At 57.7% G+C, this 17,871-nt stretch carries 13 protein-coding genes; all 13 read right to left on the bottom strand.

Annotated features, from left to right (window positions below; genetic code table 11):
* Positions 1 to 33 precede the first annotated feature (33 nt).
* Genes RBH33_RS11780 through RBH33_RS11840 form a run of 13 tightly spaced genes read right to left on the bottom strand, consistent with a single transcriptional unit; the run spans position 34 to position 17,871 of the window.
* Positions 34 to 903: a hypothetical protein gene (locus RBH33_RS11780; RefSeq protein ID WP_306732395.1), complete on the bottom strand. Its 870-nt coding sequence runs from the start codon at positions 901 to 903 to the stop codon at positions 34 to 36.
* 12 nt (positions 904 to 915) lie between these two features.
* Complete coding sequence (locus RBH33_RS11785; RefSeq protein WP_306732396.1) at positions 916 to 2,262, bottom strand: hypothetical protein; 1,347 nt, start codon at positions 2,260 to 2,262, stop codon at positions 916 to 918.
* Between the two features lie 2 nt (positions 2,263 to 2,264).
* Positions 2,265 to 3,767 carry a type II secretion system protein GspD gene (locus RBH33_RS11790; protein WP_306732397.1) on the bottom strand — a complete coding sequence of 501 codons (1,503 nt, stop codon included), beginning with the start codon at positions 3,765 to 3,767 and terminating at the stop codon, positions 2,265 to 2,267.
* A gap of 13 nt (positions 3,768 to 3,780) precedes the next feature.
* Positions 3,781 to 4,608 carry a hypothetical protein gene (locus RBH33_RS11795; protein ID WP_306732398.1) on the bottom strand — a complete coding sequence of 276 codons (828 nt, stop codon included), beginning with the start codon at positions 4,606 to 4,608 and terminating at the stop codon, positions 3,781 to 3,783.
* On the bottom strand, positions 4,605 to 4,898 hold the full coding sequence (locus RBH33_RS11800) for a hypothetical protein (RefSeq protein WP_306732399.1): 294 nt from the start codon (positions 4,896 to 4,898) through the stop codon (positions 4,605 to 4,607). The genes RBH33_RS11795 and RBH33_RS11800 overlap by 4 nt, the downstream gene beginning before the upstream one ends.
* Positions 4,899 to 4,912: 14 nt before the next feature.
* Positions 4,913 to 7,999 (bottom strand): hypothetical protein, encoded by a 3,087-nt coding sequence (locus tag RBH33_RS11805; protein WP_306732400.1) that lies wholly within the window; start codon positions 7,997 to 7,999, stop codon positions 4,913 to 4,915.
* A complete protein-coding gene (locus tag RBH33_RS11810; protein ID WP_306732401.1) occupies positions 7,999 to 9,096 on the bottom strand; it encodes a hypothetical protein in 1,098 nt (365 codons plus the stop codon). The genes RBH33_RS11805 and RBH33_RS11810 overlap by 1 nt, the downstream gene beginning before the upstream one ends.
* Positions 9,093 to 9,755 (bottom strand): HNH endonuclease signature motif containing protein, encoded by a 663-nt coding sequence (locus RBH33_RS11815; RefSeq protein WP_306732402.1) that lies wholly within the window; start codon positions 9,753 to 9,755, stop codon positions 9,093 to 9,095. The genes RBH33_RS11810 and RBH33_RS11815 overlap by 4 nt, the downstream gene beginning before the upstream one ends.
* Complete coding sequence (locus tag RBH33_RS11820; protein ID WP_306732403.1) at positions 9,755 to 10,228, bottom strand: hypothetical protein; 474 nt, start codon at positions 10,226 to 10,228, stop codon at positions 9,755 to 9,757. The genes RBH33_RS11815 and RBH33_RS11820 overlap by 1 nt, the downstream gene beginning before the upstream one ends.
* Positions 10,229 to 10,255: 27 nt before the next feature.
* Complete coding sequence (locus tag RBH33_RS11825; protein ID WP_306732404.1) at positions 10,256 to 10,843, bottom strand: hypothetical protein; 588 nt, start codon at positions 10,841 to 10,843, stop codon at positions 10,256 to 10,258.
* 10 nt (positions 10,844 to 10,853) lie between these two features.
* Entirely contained in the window at positions 10,854 to 13,853 is a 3,000-nt protein-coding gene (locus RBH33_RS11830) for a hypothetical protein (RefSeq protein WP_306732405.1), read from the bottom strand.
* Between the two features lie 12 nt (positions 13,854 to 13,865).
* The gene (locus RBH33_RS11835) at positions 13,866 to 16,892 is read right to left on the bottom strand and encodes a TraB/TrbI/VirB10 family type IV secretion system protein (RefSeq protein ID WP_306732406.1); all 3,027 of its coding nucleotides are present in this window, start codon (positions 16,890 to 16,892) and stop codon (positions 13,866 to 13,868) included.
* Positions 16,882 to 17,871, bottom strand: a complete 990-nt coding sequence (locus tag RBH33_RS11840) for a DotH/IcmK family type IV secretion protein (RefSeq protein WP_306732407.1) — start codon at positions 17,869 to 17,871, stop codon at positions 16,882 to 16,884. Before RBH33_RS11840 ends, RBH33_RS11835 begins: the two co-directional genes overlap by 11 nt.

A 17,871-nucleotide genomic window follows, 5' to 3' on the forward strand; every position in this document is an offset into this window, starting at 1 on the left:
GCGTCACCTTGTTTAGAGTTCTCCTTGGAGTCGCTAGTCTTCTGAGTCGGCGTAGGGGTCGTAGGTTATATCGGTGCTGCTCTGCAGAGAGCCACCTCCACCTTGCTGGTTTCCGATAGGCTGAACGACCCCAAACCTTCGGCTGGTATTGTCATTTATCGCCAAGCTGGCTCGCTCTCCGGAGGCGACGCCCTGTAGGACGGCAGCGCCTTGGTCGGCATCTGTGCTGACTAGCCTTACGCCGCCGGCTGCTTGTCCGACAGTTAGGCGACGCATGCTGCCATCTACAGTAACAAGCGCTGTCTGACCATTGACCTGGTGTAACGTGGCGGACTGCTCTGGTTTTGGTGTGGCTTGACGCAAGCGGCGCTCGATTTCAGCATCTAGCTGATCGATTCGAGCATTCACAGCGGAGCCGCCATCACCGGCCGAGGCTTCTTGGAAAACATGCACAGGCTCAGGCGTGCTTCGGCTTTCCCGGGCCTGATGCTCCTGGATCTGCGTCAAGCGATTTTCTCGCTCAACGCGCGCCCGCAGTTCTTCGATTTCAGCCCTACCCCGCTCAGCTTCGATAACGGCTTGCTCTTTTTGCCGCTCGAAGGTCGCTATATCCGCTTCAATCTGGGCAACCGTGCGGCGGTGGTACAAGTTTTCGAGTACGCTGCGTGAATGAGGGTCTACGAGTTCCGGATCTTCTGTTGCCTCGCGAAATTCGGGCAAGGTTGCTTCTCGCGGGGCGGGTATAAAGTCCTCTCTTTGTTGCTGCTCTTGCAAACCTAACTGGTTTGTTGGTGCGCCATAGCCGTCATCGTAGAGTACGAATTCATAGAAGGCGTAGCCGCCCACCACCAATGCCCCAAAAACATAGAGAATTACCTTTCGCCGATCCATTGTTTTGCTCATACAAATGCTCTCTTATCGTGCTCCGAAAACGGAGATAACCGCTTCAATGTCGTATTCACCGTTATTCCAGTCCATCCTCGCAGAGGTGAGGTGGGCCGGAAAACGGCGGGTGGCCGTGCTCATCTGGAGCAATGTGTGCAACCCGGTTTCTGGGTATTGCAGCATGATCGCTTGACGGCTCCAATTGTCTGAAACCGCGGGCGACTGAATCGAAATACTGGTGGGGTGCGATGCTACGTTTAGCCGGTCTCTTACGGCTGTTACCGCGCTTTGGCGATTGGTGATTATGTAGTCGCCCTGACGCGGCTGGGTATTGAGGTGGATAGTGGCTATCGCCGCGTTTTCTATCAGCGTGGTGCTAACCTCTCGCCCAATGATCTTGGGCAGCAGTTCGAGGGACGACGCCCTTGCTCCCGGTCGGCTGGAGAGTTCACATAGAAGCTGATTCCCACCGTCATATTCGCAGCCCTCGAACAGCCACTGATCGCTCGATTGGGCCGCTTGCATTACAACAAATAGCTCCTCCAGTATGCTGCTAGCCGTTGGTTGTGACAAATGGGACCGGTAGCTGGAGTAGCGGTCGATGACTCTCACCACTGTTTCTTCCCCCTTGAACACAAAGAACAAACTAGCGAGCAACGCGATAACTACCGCAACACCCACCAACTTAGTCGGAAGTCCCGGACCTTTGCTGGTGGTGAGTGATCGCAAGCTGTCCGAGAAGGGTGTCAGTCGGTACCGCTTGTCAGGCCGAATCTTGGGAAGCAGTTTCTCGTCAAGTTCATCGAGAACACAATTGATCTCTTGGCCGTACAGCATCGCCAGGATGTTCGCTGGTGCGTCTCCGTAGTGAGACATTACCAGCTCTTCGTTCGCGCCAACCTCCTCCCCAGCGGCCATCAATGCGACCTTCAACTGAAGCGGCAGCTCTTCCTCATCATTCTGAATTAAGCAGTCGGTGACGACCTCTTCAGAATTCATGACGACAACTAGGGTTTGGTTCTCATCAACCGGCTCTATCCACAACCGCTGCCCTTTAGGCTTGAAGTGGTCTCTGGCGTGCTCTCCCAGTGCATACCCTTGCGCATTAGCGAAGATGTAATGGGACTGTGCCCCTGCGCTGTAACCTGCCAGGCATATCGTTTCGTGAGTATCCCGCAAGGTGGTGACGCGCGAGATCTTGGAGCGTTTTGGCAGAGCCGCTGGGAGTGATTCGCGTATAGCCCCCACGACAAACTGCCGACCGTCGTCTCGAACGATCACTGAGGAAGCATCCTGCCCCGCTTCTGCAGACTCGCTCAATGCCGGCTCTTCTGGCTCCATACCCTCTTCAGGCGAATCCTGCTCATACTCGCTCATGGTTAAAGATCCCGAATTATCCGCGGAGTGATTAGAACGTAAATGTCCATGACCTTATGGTCCGAGCCACGATAGCTTGGCAGAAAGCGGGAGCTCACCGGCGAGTTGGAGCGAGACGTAGTTTCTTCGCGCCGCACCGCTGCTGCCACCACAGTCGTTCCGTCGCGCACGATCTGATGCACGTTTAAGCGGTTGCTCTGCATGTTCGGAAGCTGAATAAAGTTGTCTTCGCTTCCTACTTGTTCAAACGGCGCTAGATCCGATGATCGACTAGACACGACCATCGCGACGCGATCACCAAAGATTTTGTTGTAGGTGTACAGGGTATAGCCGCTTTGGATGATCCCAGGCACCAGCTCCTGAGTCGATCCTATGTCGGTTGTGTGGGTGACGCTGCTACGGGCGAGATAGCCTTGAATATCCGCAAGCTCAAGCTCCGCCAACTTACCGCTTCGCGTTAATACGCGCTGGTCTGTCACAAAGGAAACATCGCCCTGCTCTTCAAGCGCTCTAACCAATGCATCTATCGATCCCGAACCGGTTTGCCTTGTGCCTGCGAACGCAATAGGCACCCCGCCGGTAAACATGCTGCCGGGAGCCTCACCTAGAAACTGCAACTGAGAGCGTGTTCGCTCCCTAACCGCTGACCAGTTCACCCCCACATCGGCTCCAGAGGTTGTAGTCACCTGAACAACCCGCACCTCCAACAAAACCTGACTCAGCAGTTCGATGAGCACGTTGTCCATGTACGCCTCGACGTTGCGCATACGATCGGGCGTGGTGCGCACCATGATTGTGCTGGAGGATCGCGAGGGAACGACGACTCCATAGTTGCCCACCATTTGTAGGACTGCCTGTTCAGCGTCAGTGAAGTAATTTAAAGCCTCGGCCTGTGTATTCGAGTACTGCTGCAGATCGACATCAAACGCGCTTGTGTCCAGAGTGTTTTGCATTCCAGCTCCACCGCCACCCCCACCCAGGTTTCCTCCGGCACCGCCCCCTGTGTCGGCTTTACCGATCATGTAGGAGTAATCTCCACCGGCGATGGGCAGCGTCCAGGTTCTGGTCATGTAGGCTCGCCAATCTATGGTGTGAACCTTCGATTCATAGCCGTAGTTGGTTCTAGCCGCGAGCTTTTCCAGCGCGCCTTTGATCGTACCGCTGTGGTTGAGTGAAACCCGGAGGCCTGGATCAATGTCGTGATCGAACCTTGCCACTATGCCTGTGCCCGCCAACACTTCCTCAACAGCCATATCGAAGGGCATGTCTGCGAATCGGACCTGCACGTTTTCGTGGGTCCACTCTGGCCCTTCGGGTGGCCGAACGGGCTCAAGATTAGCGGGGGGCTGGGTAGTGTATACGGCTGCCTCACGTTGCCAGTCCGGCGCCGACTGAATTTGCTCCTGCGCCGCTTCCCTTCCCTCTCGGCTGCGGTCGTAGGCGCCCATTGTGCAACCGGCCACAGCCAGAGCGCACAATACGGCAATAGTAGATCGAAAAGTCATGCGCTTATCCTTCTTATGGCCGCAGTCTCGGCACTACGGTAATGGTTCGGGTGTTGGGGTTGAGCTGGGCTTGGGCCGGGTAACGACTCATCAGGCTTGTAATGGCTTGGCGGGGATTGTCAGGCTCGATAACCACCGGGTAGCCGCTTGAAATTTTGAAATCATCGGTGGTCCATAGGTGATCTGGCATAGACCATCCGAGGCTGCGAGCAAGCCCGGCCACATTATCTTTTAACAGCCCCGGCTGAACATCGTGAATGACCAGTCTTGACCAGCGGGGATAGCCTTTATCGCTGATCACCAAGGCGTGTCCATCCCCGTCTTGGGCCGCAAACAACTGCAACCCCGGGAATTGGTCAACATACGTCGCGGCTATCTCTCCGAACAACGTGGGCCCACCGATGGTGGCGACTCGCATGCGGGCCTGAACCATGTCAGGGCTCGGCGCCTCATCTGAAAGGTCGTAAATCAATCGGGTGAAGCTGGCCATGTTCATGACCCGGTTGGCCACAGACAGCAAGGTCTCACGCTCGCGGATGGTCAGTGCGGTAAACGTCTGCCCACCCCCACCGACGAAGGCGGGATGATTGTTAGGGCCGTCCATAAATTCGGTGCCGCCCGTATACTGACGGGTACGATCCAGCTCGCTCTGTGCCCGGATGAAATTCACCGCCTCTTCTGAGTTCACCGTTCTGGCGGGCGCCATGACTTCGTAGCGCTGGGCTGTGCGCTCGCTATTTGGCCCCCTGGGGCCGTCTTGACTCTGAGGCTGCGATTGGCAACCACTGATCAGCAGTGCGGCTACCGCTAGGGCTGGAACGGCGTATTTAAAGGGCTTCATTGGGTCACCTGATCAAGCTTGATGGTTTTGGGGCTATAGTCCCCAGCGGCCATAATTATTTTAAGATCATAGTATAATCCTAAACCTTTTGGCGGTGAACCCCCCATGGCACCTTCAGTGGCTGATTGAGGCCCTTTGCCTAAAACCCGCGCTATATCAGCCACTTCTAAGCCTTCGAGCTTCGCCCAGCGCTCTGCTTGCTCAATAGCGGCCGATTCACTTTGTGCCTCAATCCTTATCAGTAGGGACTCAGCTCTCTCTTCGAGTACTTGTACGTCGTCATCGGACATAGTGTTTCTCCTAGTTAGTTCGTCAGCTCGGCCAATATTGATCGGCCCCGCTCGATGGTTTCGTCAATCATGCCCTGCAAAATACTGTTGGTTTGGACCCCGGCGGTACGCTGTTCAAGCCCGGTATCGTTACCGAAGCCCTGCGCCATCTGTACCCGCAAGCGCTCGTATTCAGATTCCGCCTCCCCTTTTGGGAACAACCGGGCGAGTACTTCAATCCCGTTTTGGTACCCAAAGGCTTTAATCACCTCTTCGCGAATCGTTGTGGAGGTGCTTTTGGTCGAAAGGCCCCACAATTTGCGTATACCCACCACCAGGTTGCAGACCTGCGAGTAATAGCCATCTTCCGCCTCCAGCTGGATGAGGAAGTGGGAGCCGTCGCGATTGGGTTTGCGGATGTGCCGGCTGAGCAGCCAGGCCTCGTCATCATTGAGCTTCATATCGTCAACGACGCTTTGAATTGACGACCTCTCAAAACCCACGTAAACCCGCATCTTGGAAAGCTCTCTCATGAGCGGCGTGAAGTGTCGGGGTAGCTGAGTGGCGAGCATCACGCCGATGCCGCGCTTACGCCCCAGCGCCGCGATGTTGTCGGGGATCCGGTTCGCAATGTCGATGCCCGTAAAGTAGTGCTGTTCATCGGCGAAGTAGAGGTTTTTGGTGCGCGAGACCTCATCCAGGCGAAGCTGGTGGTACTCCCGGTATTTCACGGGCATATCCTGCACCCGCGTCTTATCCCAGAAAAAGGGCTCTACCTGCAGCCCTGACGTTAGACCGAAGAACAGGCCACCACGGCGCTTGGCGCTGAAGGTGTTGCTGTTCTGCACTACTGCTTCAAGATCAAAGGAACTGACCCGCACGTCGCTTAGATCGAACTGGGTGACGCGATGGGTAACCAGAAGCTCATTGCGTAGCGACACTAAGCGCTGATGCGCGTAGTCGGCCAGCGTATAGCCGGGCGAGAGTTCCTGAGCATGGGCGTCGCGTATCTCTCTGGCGTTGCACGCGCTAATCATATCCTCCAGCAATGGCACCGCAAATCGCTGAACAAGCCCGGCCGCGTGGGTCTCGCCGAGATCAAACAGTTTATCGACCAGGCGCCAGTAGACCGAATCGCGGGTCAGCGTCAGGTTATGCCGCTCCAGTACCGGCGCGATATGCTGGCGCCACAGCGGATCGAACTCATTGGCTTCATCGTGGCGCTTAGGCTCAGCCTTGGGGCCTTCGTCGGCTGCGCGATCGAACGACAGCGTTATGATGTCCGAGATGAGGGTGTCTATGCCGTTCTGTAGTTTGCCGGTTTGGCTGTCAGCCAGCCCGAGCGTTAACCACTGAATCATGCCGTCCAAGTCATCCGCGATCGGTATGCGCACACCGAGCGGGGTATCGAATCGATTGATCGACATCTCTTCGCTGTTTCGCATGGCACAGTAGGTGACCATGTGCTTCTTTTGGACCGGAAGGATGGACTGTAGGTAACGGATCGTACCGAGCGAACTCACCCCCACATCAGTCATCGCGATATAGGGCAGTACATCATGGGTTTCGGCAATGGCGATCATAAAGATCGCGCACCACAGTGACTTACCGAACCCAGGCTCACCACACACGAGTATCACCTGGTGGCTCAAAACATCCGATAGTGGCTGGATGGGCATGAGCTTGCCGGTCACACTGCGCACCAACATCCCACCCTCTTTCCAGGGCAGTGCCGGTCGGGTGAGTGGAGCGCGCCCCAAGACCTCTTCGGCTGGCCCTACGGCCGCCGGGGCCGGACACCTTGAACGATACGGCGGCATCGAGGCTACGAGTCCGAGCAGACTGTCATCGCGCATCAGTTGGCCGTGAGCGTTACCCCAGGCACCAATGGCCTTTATCGCCTGCTCTATTCGATTATCCAGCAGCGTTTTGTCATCTTTCGGTGCCCAGACCGTTAGCATCATCTGCATGCTAATGACGGCATTGTTTGCCCGATTGAACGCCTTTATTTGTGAAGTCGCTTTAGCGAGCAAATTGTTGTTGCTATGGCCCGGTAGCTTCTTGAGCATCGATGCCATACCAAATTTCACTGATATGACCCTGGCGCTGTTGCCGCGGTTGTACATCGCGAACCGAAACGGCACACGGTCACGCTTGAGCGTGGAGATCAGCTTCTCCAAAGCCACTTCTTTATCCGGTCCCATGGTAATCATGATACTGGCATAGGACCGACGGCCAACTGTCACCGAGCGTGGTGCGTATTCGGGCTGTTGGCGCCACAACTGGAAGCCCACCTTCGGTGGAAAGATAATGCTGTAGTCCTTACCCTTCAGACCCTTATTGAGATTTTCCGGCGTACTCACATGGAAGATTGTTCGCTGGGAGCCGGGTTCGTTTTCATGCTTCCCTTTTTTTATGTCTCCAAGCAACTTGGGGGTGAACGTGGCGTTGGCCTCCGGATCAATCCCGATCGCCAGCATCTCTCCGACTTCACTGTTGAGTAACCGGCGTACATGCATGCCCATTTCTTTGATGGTTTCTTCGATCCGCGATATCTTCGCTTGATGCGAGGCCAGTAGCCGTTCAGCGGTAATGAGTTTCTGAGTGTCCTGATGTCCTGGCGCTTTCAGAATTGGAATGTCGGATTTAGCTCTTGCACCTTCTTTAGATAAGGTCCAGATACACAGGTAGCTAGACTCGTTCTGGATCCTGGGTGTCATCACGTCGATCGTCTCGTTAATGAACACCTCATTCTCGTAGCCCTGCATACGCGACACCGAGCGCACGGACGCCAGCGCCTTTTCCAGGGCTCGTCGGTTCGCCTCCGGCTCGTCTAGGTGGTTATGAAGCCACGCAAAATCCGTCGTGCCGCTCATGATGAAAGGCTCAAGATCACCGACCAGTGTCTCGACCCGATCGCGGTGACCGTCGAGCATGACGTACTCCCGGCTACCGGCTAACTCTAATACGGTCAACATCGAGCCCTGATCTGTCATACAGTAGGCGCTGTTACCCAGCGGTGTATTCAGATCGCACAGCGCGCCTGGGTGATCGAACTCGGCCCGGCGCTGTGCCCATGCCTCACTGATGCCAAAGAGCGTGCTAGTCAGTTTTGCAAACATTACAGGATGCCCCCTTTTTGTAGAGCACGATCGTCAATGGTGTGGACATCGGTGTAGCGGGCGTTTAGCAACACCCCGAATAAAATCTCAAATGCCGATTCATCGCCAACGTGGTGGGCGATGGATTCAGGCGCTGGCGCTAGCGGCAACAATCGCTGCTGGCGCGCTGTGCGTAGTACTTCACTTAACACGCTCGAATCGATGGTGAAGTACACCCGGCCGAGGCCATGCCCGACGGGTGTGGCTGGTGGTAGCAGGTTCAGCACTGGACCCATACGCTCGGCCATCATCGCTCTTACGGCGCCGGCCACGGCCAGCCCGCGCAAGGTGGGCTTGGCGCTCCAGGCGCCGGTTATGCCTGCAAGCCGGCCAAGATGGGCGGCCCCCACGCTTACCGACAACTCTTCCCAGGGTGAGGCGACGTAGCGGTTAACCAACGGCGCTGGTTGGGCTTGTCGGCTGTAGGCCACCGAGGAAACGGCCTCGGCCGGCAGATCCATTAATGCTCTTTCATTGGCTGATAGCCACGCCTGACCGTGAACATCGGCGCGGACATGCAAACCGTGGGCGCGTTGCTCAGCGCTGCTCACGCTGTGCGCGTCCACGCGATAAAACAAAGGCTCCACGTTCTTCGGAGCGCTTTGCGCGATTTGCAGCGTTCCGACCATTGACGGCAACGCATTGGCACGACGCAGCAGCTCCACCGGCGGTATTTCAAAGCCCAGGTGTATCCCGTGTTGAGAGGATGCCTCTGAGCCGGCGATATACGCCTCGGGTACTACGGGCGTTACGATGCTTTTGACTAACGCCGCTTTGTGCTTCAAGGGGCTTTGGTCGTTCGGCTCCCAGCAATGCAGTCTTCCCAGTGTCTCTTTCCAATAATGGCCGTAGGCAAGGTACACGCGGTTGTACCAAGCGCTTTTCTGATCGGGGTCGGTGAGGCCGAAGCGCGCTGAGGCACATCGGATATCCTCACCAAAATAGGTGGCCGGTTTGACACGGCCTATGCCGGGGTACTGCGTGAGTACTTGTGTCGCATCAAGCGGCGCTAACGACAAGGCGCCGTTGTGAATAGGGAGCATATTCATGGCACTCATGATTCGCTCACCTCTTCCAACGGTTCGTAACCGGCATCTCGGTATTCTGCATTAAGCAGTTGAGTTTCTATGGTGGGTGACCAGAAGGTGATCGCCTCTTTGAACGGCTCTGGTCGCCACAGAAAACGCAGTCGGTCGATGTACAGTGGCTTGTCCGCTTTACCCTCGATATAGCCTGTATGCCCCTTGACGGCATCCATCACTCGCTCGACTGAACCGTCGAAGTGAAATTCACCCCAGCTGCTGGGGGTGCGAGCCAACTCCTGAAGCACACTGTTTGAGGCCAGATATATCCGACTTTTTCGCACGTTCGCATCCGTACTGGCCTGCGCACAGTAAAAAAATCTTAGCAAGTTGGTCAGCTGTCCCTGGGAGAGCCAGGGCAGCTCGACAAACTGGCCGCAGCCTTTGAGTTTTTCCAGATTATTAAACCTGACGCATACGGGGCAGAGCGGGACAAGATTTGCCAGCTCCGGCGACAATCCATCTTCTATGGGGCACGCCTGCAGACCCGCAAACGGCTGATTGGCCGTTTGCGGCATGCGCACGCCGCAGAAACCACAGCAACAGTCAAAACGCTTGACCGTCTGTGCAATGACTTCCCGATAGCGAGTGGCCGATAACGGCTCTCCCCATCCCCCGATAAGCGCCATGGTCATTAGGCTTGTTCGCCTTGGTCGATCACGAACAGTACCGGGGCCGCATTCGCGTAAATGGGAGCGTCATATTCAACCGCGCCCTGTTGTAGCCGTTGCCAACCATCGCCACCGTCTGTTCCGGTAGCGGTACCAGCGCCGGTATCCACTAACCAAGGCAACGACACCAGAAAGCCGCCTACTACAAACGCCCCAATCGGTCCTTTCCAACCGATTTGCTGAATCTGCTGGGGGCCTTTTTCATTCAATAAGTAGTAGGTCATCAAGGCACAAACGCCTATGAGAAGCACGCCGACGAAGGCCATAAGCAAAATAAAGAACCTGAACCCCGCTGATACTTCTTCGCTTGCGTGGCCATCCAAATGCGTACTCAATCGATTACCGCCTTGCTGGGCAAGTGCCACATCGGCCACAACAAGCAGCAATATCCCCGCAGCGGGGGCCAGTGATTTTATTTTTGTACTGAGGTTTTTCATGGTATGACTCCTGTGTCACATAGTTACTTACGTTAAAAAGGGGATGCTCCCCTGGATTGCTGTGGGTGCCCACGTTATGGCCAGGTACTTATCACCTGCACCGCCAAAAAAGTTTAGGAAAGTTACCGGGTCAATAAACGCCGCGCCGAGTACCAACCGTATTACCCCGCCCATGAGTTTTTGTTCAGCGTTGGGGGTCATGGACATCATGCAGATAATCGCTCCCCATAAACCGATCAATAAGCCGAACACTCGGCTGGTCATAATGAAAAACTCTTTCATCGCACGAGCCTGATCCACGCCCTCTCGCACGCGCCATTCATCGGATCCTTCAACGGCTGTCAAAATATAGCCGCCGTAATTAAATGCACTGTTACCCACGATATCGAGCGTCCACGCAATGGATAAGGTCAGCGAGCTGAACACCATCAGACCGATAAACTTACCCAAGCCGAACTGACGCCGATCGAGCATCTGTGAGACTTCGACTTTGTAGAGCAGTATGATCGCCGTCGCCGTCCCGACCGCGCCGATAAACGCCGCAATCAGCATCGTAAACCGAACGATGGCCGGATAATTCGAGCTGAACTGCACTACAAAGTCGGTTGCGTCCACGAACTACCCTTTAGCGGCAAACAATGCCGTTCTCAAACATCACGAAACGCGGTTGGTGGCGTGCTTGTATGTGGATAACCGCTCCCAGTTCCGGTACATAGCTATCGCGCACGATTCGTTGGGTGGCTCCCCACTGGTTTGCGATCAGTGCGTTGTGCTCGGTAATCGCCAGATAGCGATAGCCTTCCACGGCGTTGTCACATGCGGCGCCCGAGACGTGTGTTCGTGTTTGCTCCTGACGGGGCTGGGTTTGGGGTAGCGCTGCAAATACGCGCTCCTGCTCTACCGGGGCGCCCGCTTGTTGGGTTGCCGGTAATGCGGCCATGGTGCGCTGGTTAGCCGGTTGTGCCTGTGCGGTGCGTCTTTGCTCAACCTGTCTTTGTTCTACAGCCGGTACTGACGCGATGCGGGTGGTCGGCACGTCAGCGCGCGCTGGAGTCAGTTGCGGTTGTGCTGGCGCTCTCGTACTGGCGGTACGGCGAGCCTCGGCGTATATGGCCTCACACGCACGGGGATTGCTGAAGGCACCGGTTGCTGCCTCGGCTTCACACATCCGGTTGTTCATCCAGCCAAAATTGGCGGTTAAACGGCTTGCCTCTGAATCGACAGATTCGACGCTGGTCTGCATCTGCGCAAGCTGCGACTGCACGCTTTGCTCAAGTGACGAAATGGCCTCGCGCATTTCAGTGAACGCGCCGTTTTGAGCCTCGGCCGTACGCTGAGCAAGATCCACGGTCTCGGTCATCCGCTCGCTCAGCGCCGCCATTCTCTGCTCCAGTGACGCGAGCTGTTCGGTCAGTGCTGCCGACGGTGGCGCTTCCGCTTGAGCGCTGGGCGATGGTGCCGCAGCGGTGTTAAAAGAGTTCTGTCCGTTTTCGGACAATGGCGCGATGGGGGTGGCTTGCACGGTGGCTTGGACCTGGGCAGGCAAAGCGGCGATGGCCTCTCTGGCGGCATCGATGTCACTGAGAATTACCGCCTGGTCGCGAGAACCGAGCCCTAACGATTGCATATACCCCTGGGCCGCTCGTAAGGCCACTTCACGCTGGCGGCTATCGCTCATACCCATGACTTCAGCGCGGGCCTTAGCTTGAGCTTCCACTACAGCGACTTCCACGATCTGCCCTGAGTAACCGACATCTCTCATCTGCGCTTCGGTTAACACTTTAGCCAGATGGGCTACTCGTGCCATCTCGCTCATACCCTGGCTGTCCGCTTCGTTGCGAGCTTCGGAGAGCACTTGTGCATAACGATCGGGGCTCTCGGTTTCACTACCCGTCGTAACGGTACCGGCGTATGCCGATGTGCGGGCAATCATTTCTTGCGTGGTGCTTTCACCGAACCCGGCCGAGCGAATGACTTCCTGCAGCGCCTCATCCCCCGCCGCTGCGGCTTGGGAATCGCTTAGGCTAGTGCTGCCAGCGATGACCGCTGCGCGCTCCCCCAGAGCCATGATTTCCAACTCACTCAGGCCAGTCTCTTGTGCCTGAACCATGGCGGCAATCCGGGCGCGTTCGGCATTGATATCTAGCGTCGATACGTTGCGTCGATTCGCTTCGTAGCTAATAGCCGCGTTGGCTAGCTCGATCTGGCGCTGCTCGTTTGCGCCCTCGCTTCTCGCCGCTCCGGCCACCGAGGCGGCGACGTAGCCAATCATTTCAACAGGGTCGCCCTGATTCGGCGCAACGCTGGCGTTCAGCACAATGTGCGCAGCCAACGCAGCGGCCACATCGGCGCCAAGACTGCGCTCAGCGACCAGAGTATCCAGTGCTTGCTTGTGCCCGGTGCTTTGCACCACAAACAGCACTGTTTGGTAATCGTCCAGTCCTGCCTGGTTCGCGCGCACTCTCGCCGCCGCTACATCGACATGGATCCGCTTAGCCTGCTCGTTCATGCCGAGCGCTTGCGCCTGGTGCGATGCCTGAAGAGCAGCGGCCGTCACCTCCCGAGTGGACGCATTCAGCCCCGCCGCCTGCGCCGCAAAATTTAACCAACCACCTTTTTCATCCAAAGAAACCGGCGCTTGGCGCCCGGCGGCTATTTGCTCGAACGCTTGCACCAAACCGCGTTCGGGGGCTTCGTGACCCTGTGCTTGTTCGATTGCATTCGATAACAGATTCAACTCATCATTTCGCTGATTGGCGACTCTCTCAGCGACACCCACTTCTACGCCGATCTGCAGAGCGGTTTCCTTCGCTATCGCTTCTATTTCGATGGCCGAAAGAATGGTGCCCAAGGCAAACCCGGTATCAATGGACGCGTCCAAGACCGTGTTGATTCTTTCATCACCCGGAGCCGCACTTCTTTGCAACTGGGCCACCACTGAGCCAATGCTGCGCTCTACCGACTGCTTCAGATGGATGTAGTCTTCTATCTGTGCAGACCCAAGACCAAGCTGTTGGCCGGAGCGCTCTATCACGGAGGTTAATATAGACCCTTGTAGTCTCGGATCACCGAGAATAAGCCGCTCTACCTGTTGGCTATGCACCACATACCCAATTTGCTCCAGCGGGGACAGATTGCCGAGCCGTCGCACCTCAGAGACGGCATCCATCATGGCGGGCGATTGGCTCGACTCGGTGGCAGGGGCGCGATCGGCTCGCGGCGCACTCGCGCCTTCACTGACCCGATCCATCATGTTTGTCGCAAACCCGGGCAGCTCTCTGTCCTGGCTCGAAAAAAAGTAGGTCGATCCGAGCACCACTACCACCGCGAGCGCGGTAATACTGCCGCCGGCAATCCAGGCGGTTCGCCGTAAACGGTGCGCACTTGCCGGTGGTGAACTCGCGCTTTTCTGTGTGCTGGATGGCTCCGAGGCTTCCACTGCTTTCGCGGGCTCTTGCTCAGTGTCGTCAATCGGCCAGGACATATCCTCGCCGGCTGGCTCCGCCTTGGGCTCAGGCTTTGGCTCAGTGGGGCGTTGCTCCAGACCAAGATCAGACTCGGTATCCTCTATCGATTCCTCTTCAGCACTGGTGCGGTCGAGCAGGTATATGTTTCGCTTTTCCATATCGATAATCCGTCAGTTCGGTTCTGGGTAGTAAAGTGTGTTAATGGCCAGCAATCGCATCGTTTCGTTATACGCATCGATGGTGATCGGTCGGGCTTTATACCTCTCGCCCTCTTCGCCGAGCACCCCCAGCGCTTCGGACAGGCCCAATCGGCGCGCTTCGCTGCTATCAAGCGGCGATATCGTCGTGCCTACTGGGGTTCCTTCCTGGTTGGTAATTTGCTGGACGTTGCGACGCGCTTCCATAGCGGCGGTGCCACCGGCGGCGACCGCTCGCATCGAGACGCCGACAAAACGCTGCAACCAGTGACGGTTAACCTCGGTGGCAAAGCCGGGCAAACCGCTATCGGGGTGGAAGGCCACCAGATCAACGCCGTCGATTTCCTGCCCACGCCAAATCATGCGGTTAAAGCGCAAGCCGATCGTCTCGGCCCAATCGCTGTTTCGTTGCCAGCGACCAATAATTTCCGCGCCGTCAAACGGGCCGCCAATTAGTGTCGCCACGACTTCGTTTGGGGCGTTATCCGTATTGACGCGAGTGACCATGACCCCGAACAAAAACTTTCCCGCCGGGATGGCGAGCCTGCTCGGGTCTGGATTGTCGCCCTCTTCGTTGGCAGCAACTTCCTGATCCACTGCACCGCCCTGCCCTGGCGCAGCTCCTCCATTATTCTGGGGTTCGCCGACAGGCCAAACGGTCGTTGTGGCAACAGCGCGCAGTCGCTCTGGCGGGATTTCTGCTCGACCCGGTTCCTGCTGAAGTTCCTCGGCCACCATTGCGGCAACGTAGTTAACATCCGCTCGATTAAATCCTTCGGTTGCTCGGGATGGCTCTGGGGTAGAGGCCGTGTCGGCCATCGGTGCAATAGCACCGGTAGCCGATCGCGCCGCATCTTCGACCTGCGCCATAACGCGGTTCATTTCGTCCCGGCCCAGCCGTTCAAGCCGGCCCACCGTTTCAGCCGCACTGATCGCGGCCGCTACCTGTTGCTCGGCGGAACGACCGGCCTCCGCTGCCGCTTCTTGCGCAGCTCTGGCCGCGTTGATGGCCGCCAACTCTCGTGGCATCCCGCCTTCTCGGGCTACTTCATACGCCGCTTTGGCAGCGGCCATGGCTTGTTGCTCAGCGTTCCATCGAGCGTAGGCGGCGGCGGCTCTAGCGGCCATTGCCGCCAAGTCGATGGCGTCTTGTTCTGACAGACCGGCCAGACGAGCGGCGTTTGCCGCGGCTTCAGCGGCTAGGTCAACCACCTCTTCACTGGAAAGCCCCGCCCGTCTCGCCGCTTCGGCGGCGGCCTCGGCGGCGGCCATCGCTTGGCGCTTAGCATCCCAGTCAAGATTGGCTGCGGCTTGTTGGGCGGCCTGAGCCGCCGCTCGGGCTTGATCCTGGGCAGAGAGACCCTGGGCCCGCGCGGCTTGACGCGCGGCTTCGGCGGCCGCTTGAACCTGGCGCTCTTCGCTCCACTCCAGTTCTTGCGCCGCTTTTTGCGCCGCTTGTGCCGCATGCGCCCTTTGTTGAGCCGCGCTCATACCGAGATCTTCGGCCGCTTGCCGGGCGGCAGCGGCGGCCGCTTGGACCTGGCGCTCCTCACTCCAACCCAGTTCGGCGGCGGCTTGTTGGGCGGCGGCAGCGGCAGCGGCAATTTGTTCGGCTTCGGACAACCCGGCGTCAGCCGCAGCGGCGCGCGCCGCACGAGCGGCTGCATCGACGATTTTTGCATCATCCCAACCCAGTGACTCCCCAGCTTCCCGGGCGGCTCTAGCGGCTAACGCTATTTGCTCTTCTTTGGACAGGCCGGCGGCCTCGGCGGCCGCTCGGGCCGCTCGGGCGGCGGCCTCCACTTGTTCTTCTTCACTCATACCAGCCGCTGCAGCGGCTTGTCGGGCGGCGGCAGCAGCGGCCATGGCTTGCTCTTCAGCGCTCCAGCCCAAATCGGCGGCCGCTTGCTGTGCGGCTCGGGCGGCGGCCTCTACTTGCGCCTGAGCCGATAGACCAGCATCGGCAGCGGCTTGTCGGGCGGCAGCGGCGGCCGCTTGCACCTGCCGCTCTTCACTCCAGCCGAGGTTCTGCGCCGCTTGTTGGGCAGCAGCGGCGGCCGCCGCAATTTGTTCTTCCGCCGATAGCCCCGCATCGGCCGCCGCTTGACGGGCAGCGGCGGCGGCCGCTTGCACTTGACGCTCTTCGCTCCAGTCTAAGGATCGGGCCGCGTCTTGGGCGGCTTCGGCGGCTAACCGTATCTGCGCCTGTTCATCCAGCCCCATATCGGCGGCCATTTGTTGGGCGGCGGCGGCGGCGAGTCGAACTTGATCTTCCTCGCTCATTCCGAGGGCGGCGGCCGCCGCGCGTGCATTCTCTCCGGCCAAACGGGCCAGCTGCTCCGCATCCAGCCCCAGCTCCATGCCCGCAAATTGAGTGCAGTACTGCACCATGCGCAGCACTTCCTCGTCTTCCATTCCCCGCGCCATTGCAATCTCGCGGGTAGCTTCGGCGGCGAAACGAACGACATCCTCCGGCTCCATTCCGCTGTTGAGACCTTCTTCGATCGCGGCGCTGCACGCGTTAACCGCCTGACGCTCGGCACTGAGCGCCGCATCGGGTTCGAGGAAGTTCACGATGGCGAGTCGGTTGGGGGTGAAGTTCTGCTGACGACTGCGAGCCTGTAAGCGTCGCTGTTCGTTCTCGCTGATAATTTGCGCTTCTTGCTCGCGCGTAACGCGGCCTTCTTCCGGTACACCGAAATCACCGGCCCAGCGGTCATCGATGTTCAGTCGCTCAGTGGTATCGGTTGAGCGGTTGAGTGTGAGCAAGCCAATCGCAATAATCACAGCCGCGACAAGCAGAAGCGCACGGAACTGTGTTTTCTGGCCCGGATCGACCAATGGGTCAACCAATCCGCCCCAAAGACGCTTATGCAAAGGCGGCTTCGGGGGGATTACCGGATCGTAGTCAGGAAGCTCGAAAGACTCCTCTGGGGTGTTTTCGGGCTCTACGTTTTCGTTTTCGTTATCGTTATCGTTATCGTTATCGTCATCGGCCATCGCGGCGATACTCCCTGTAACCAAGCACGTTCTCAGGTGCTTTCAATTCAATCTTTACGATTTGCCCGTGCCGATTGAACCCACTAACGAATCTCGGGCGCCCATTAAACCGGTAAACCACTTGATTCATTGGGCCAGGGGTAATGGCTTCGGCCCCTGGGTTTGGCAACGTAATGTCCGTGCGCAAGTAGGTTTTTCCGTTGACGTAAATGGCAGCGTACTGCCCTGTGGGTAGGCGTTGGCGCGTGCGGGTGCGCACCTCCACTTGTAAATCCACGCCATCGCCTAAGCGCGTGGCGGGCACGCCGTCGATCAACGCCCGCGCCACGTAATCGTCGGTCTCGGGGATCGTGAGGCGCGTATCCTGAAGTTGAGCCGGACTTGGCGCATCGGGGTTGGTTACCGGCAGCATGACAATCACCTCGTCGTGGTAGCTGCCTTTTCGACCAACCAGGGGAATTTGTACAGCCCGGTCCAGCCCCCGGAAAAACACTCTCAGGTTTGATCGTCCCGCTAAACGCGTTGTGCCGACGGTGAGAATGTGGGCAATATCCAGATCCTCTTCGCCGGCCTGGCAGTTATCGCTGATCCCGGTACAGACCACGAACGTGGTGTTATCCCCGACGCGGGAAATCCTTGTCGGGTAGGGGTTACCATTGGCATCCAGAAACGTCAGCGTGGTGATGTAGCCCTGTGAGACTTCCAGCTCAAAAGGCAGGGTCAACTCATTGCGCGTTAGCGTCACGGATTCCGACTTACGTTGTATCTTGGGGTCGTACTGACGGTAACGATCGTATTCTCTATTTGCTTCATAGGTTTGACGAAACAAGTCCGGACCGCCGCCACGCTGGCGCTCTACCCCCTCTCGGACTTCGGGCCGTGGGGTTGGATCGAAGTCCTCCGGACTGGTCCTTTGCTCAGCACTGGCAGTGCCAGCCAAGGCAAACGTAAACACGACGATGCTCCACCGGATCCACAT

Source organism: Marinimicrobium hydrolyticum (assembly GCF_030848505.1).
Taxonomy (GTDB): domain Bacteria; phylum Pseudomonadota; class Gammaproteobacteria; order Pseudomonadales; family Cellvibrionaceae; genus JAVDDU01.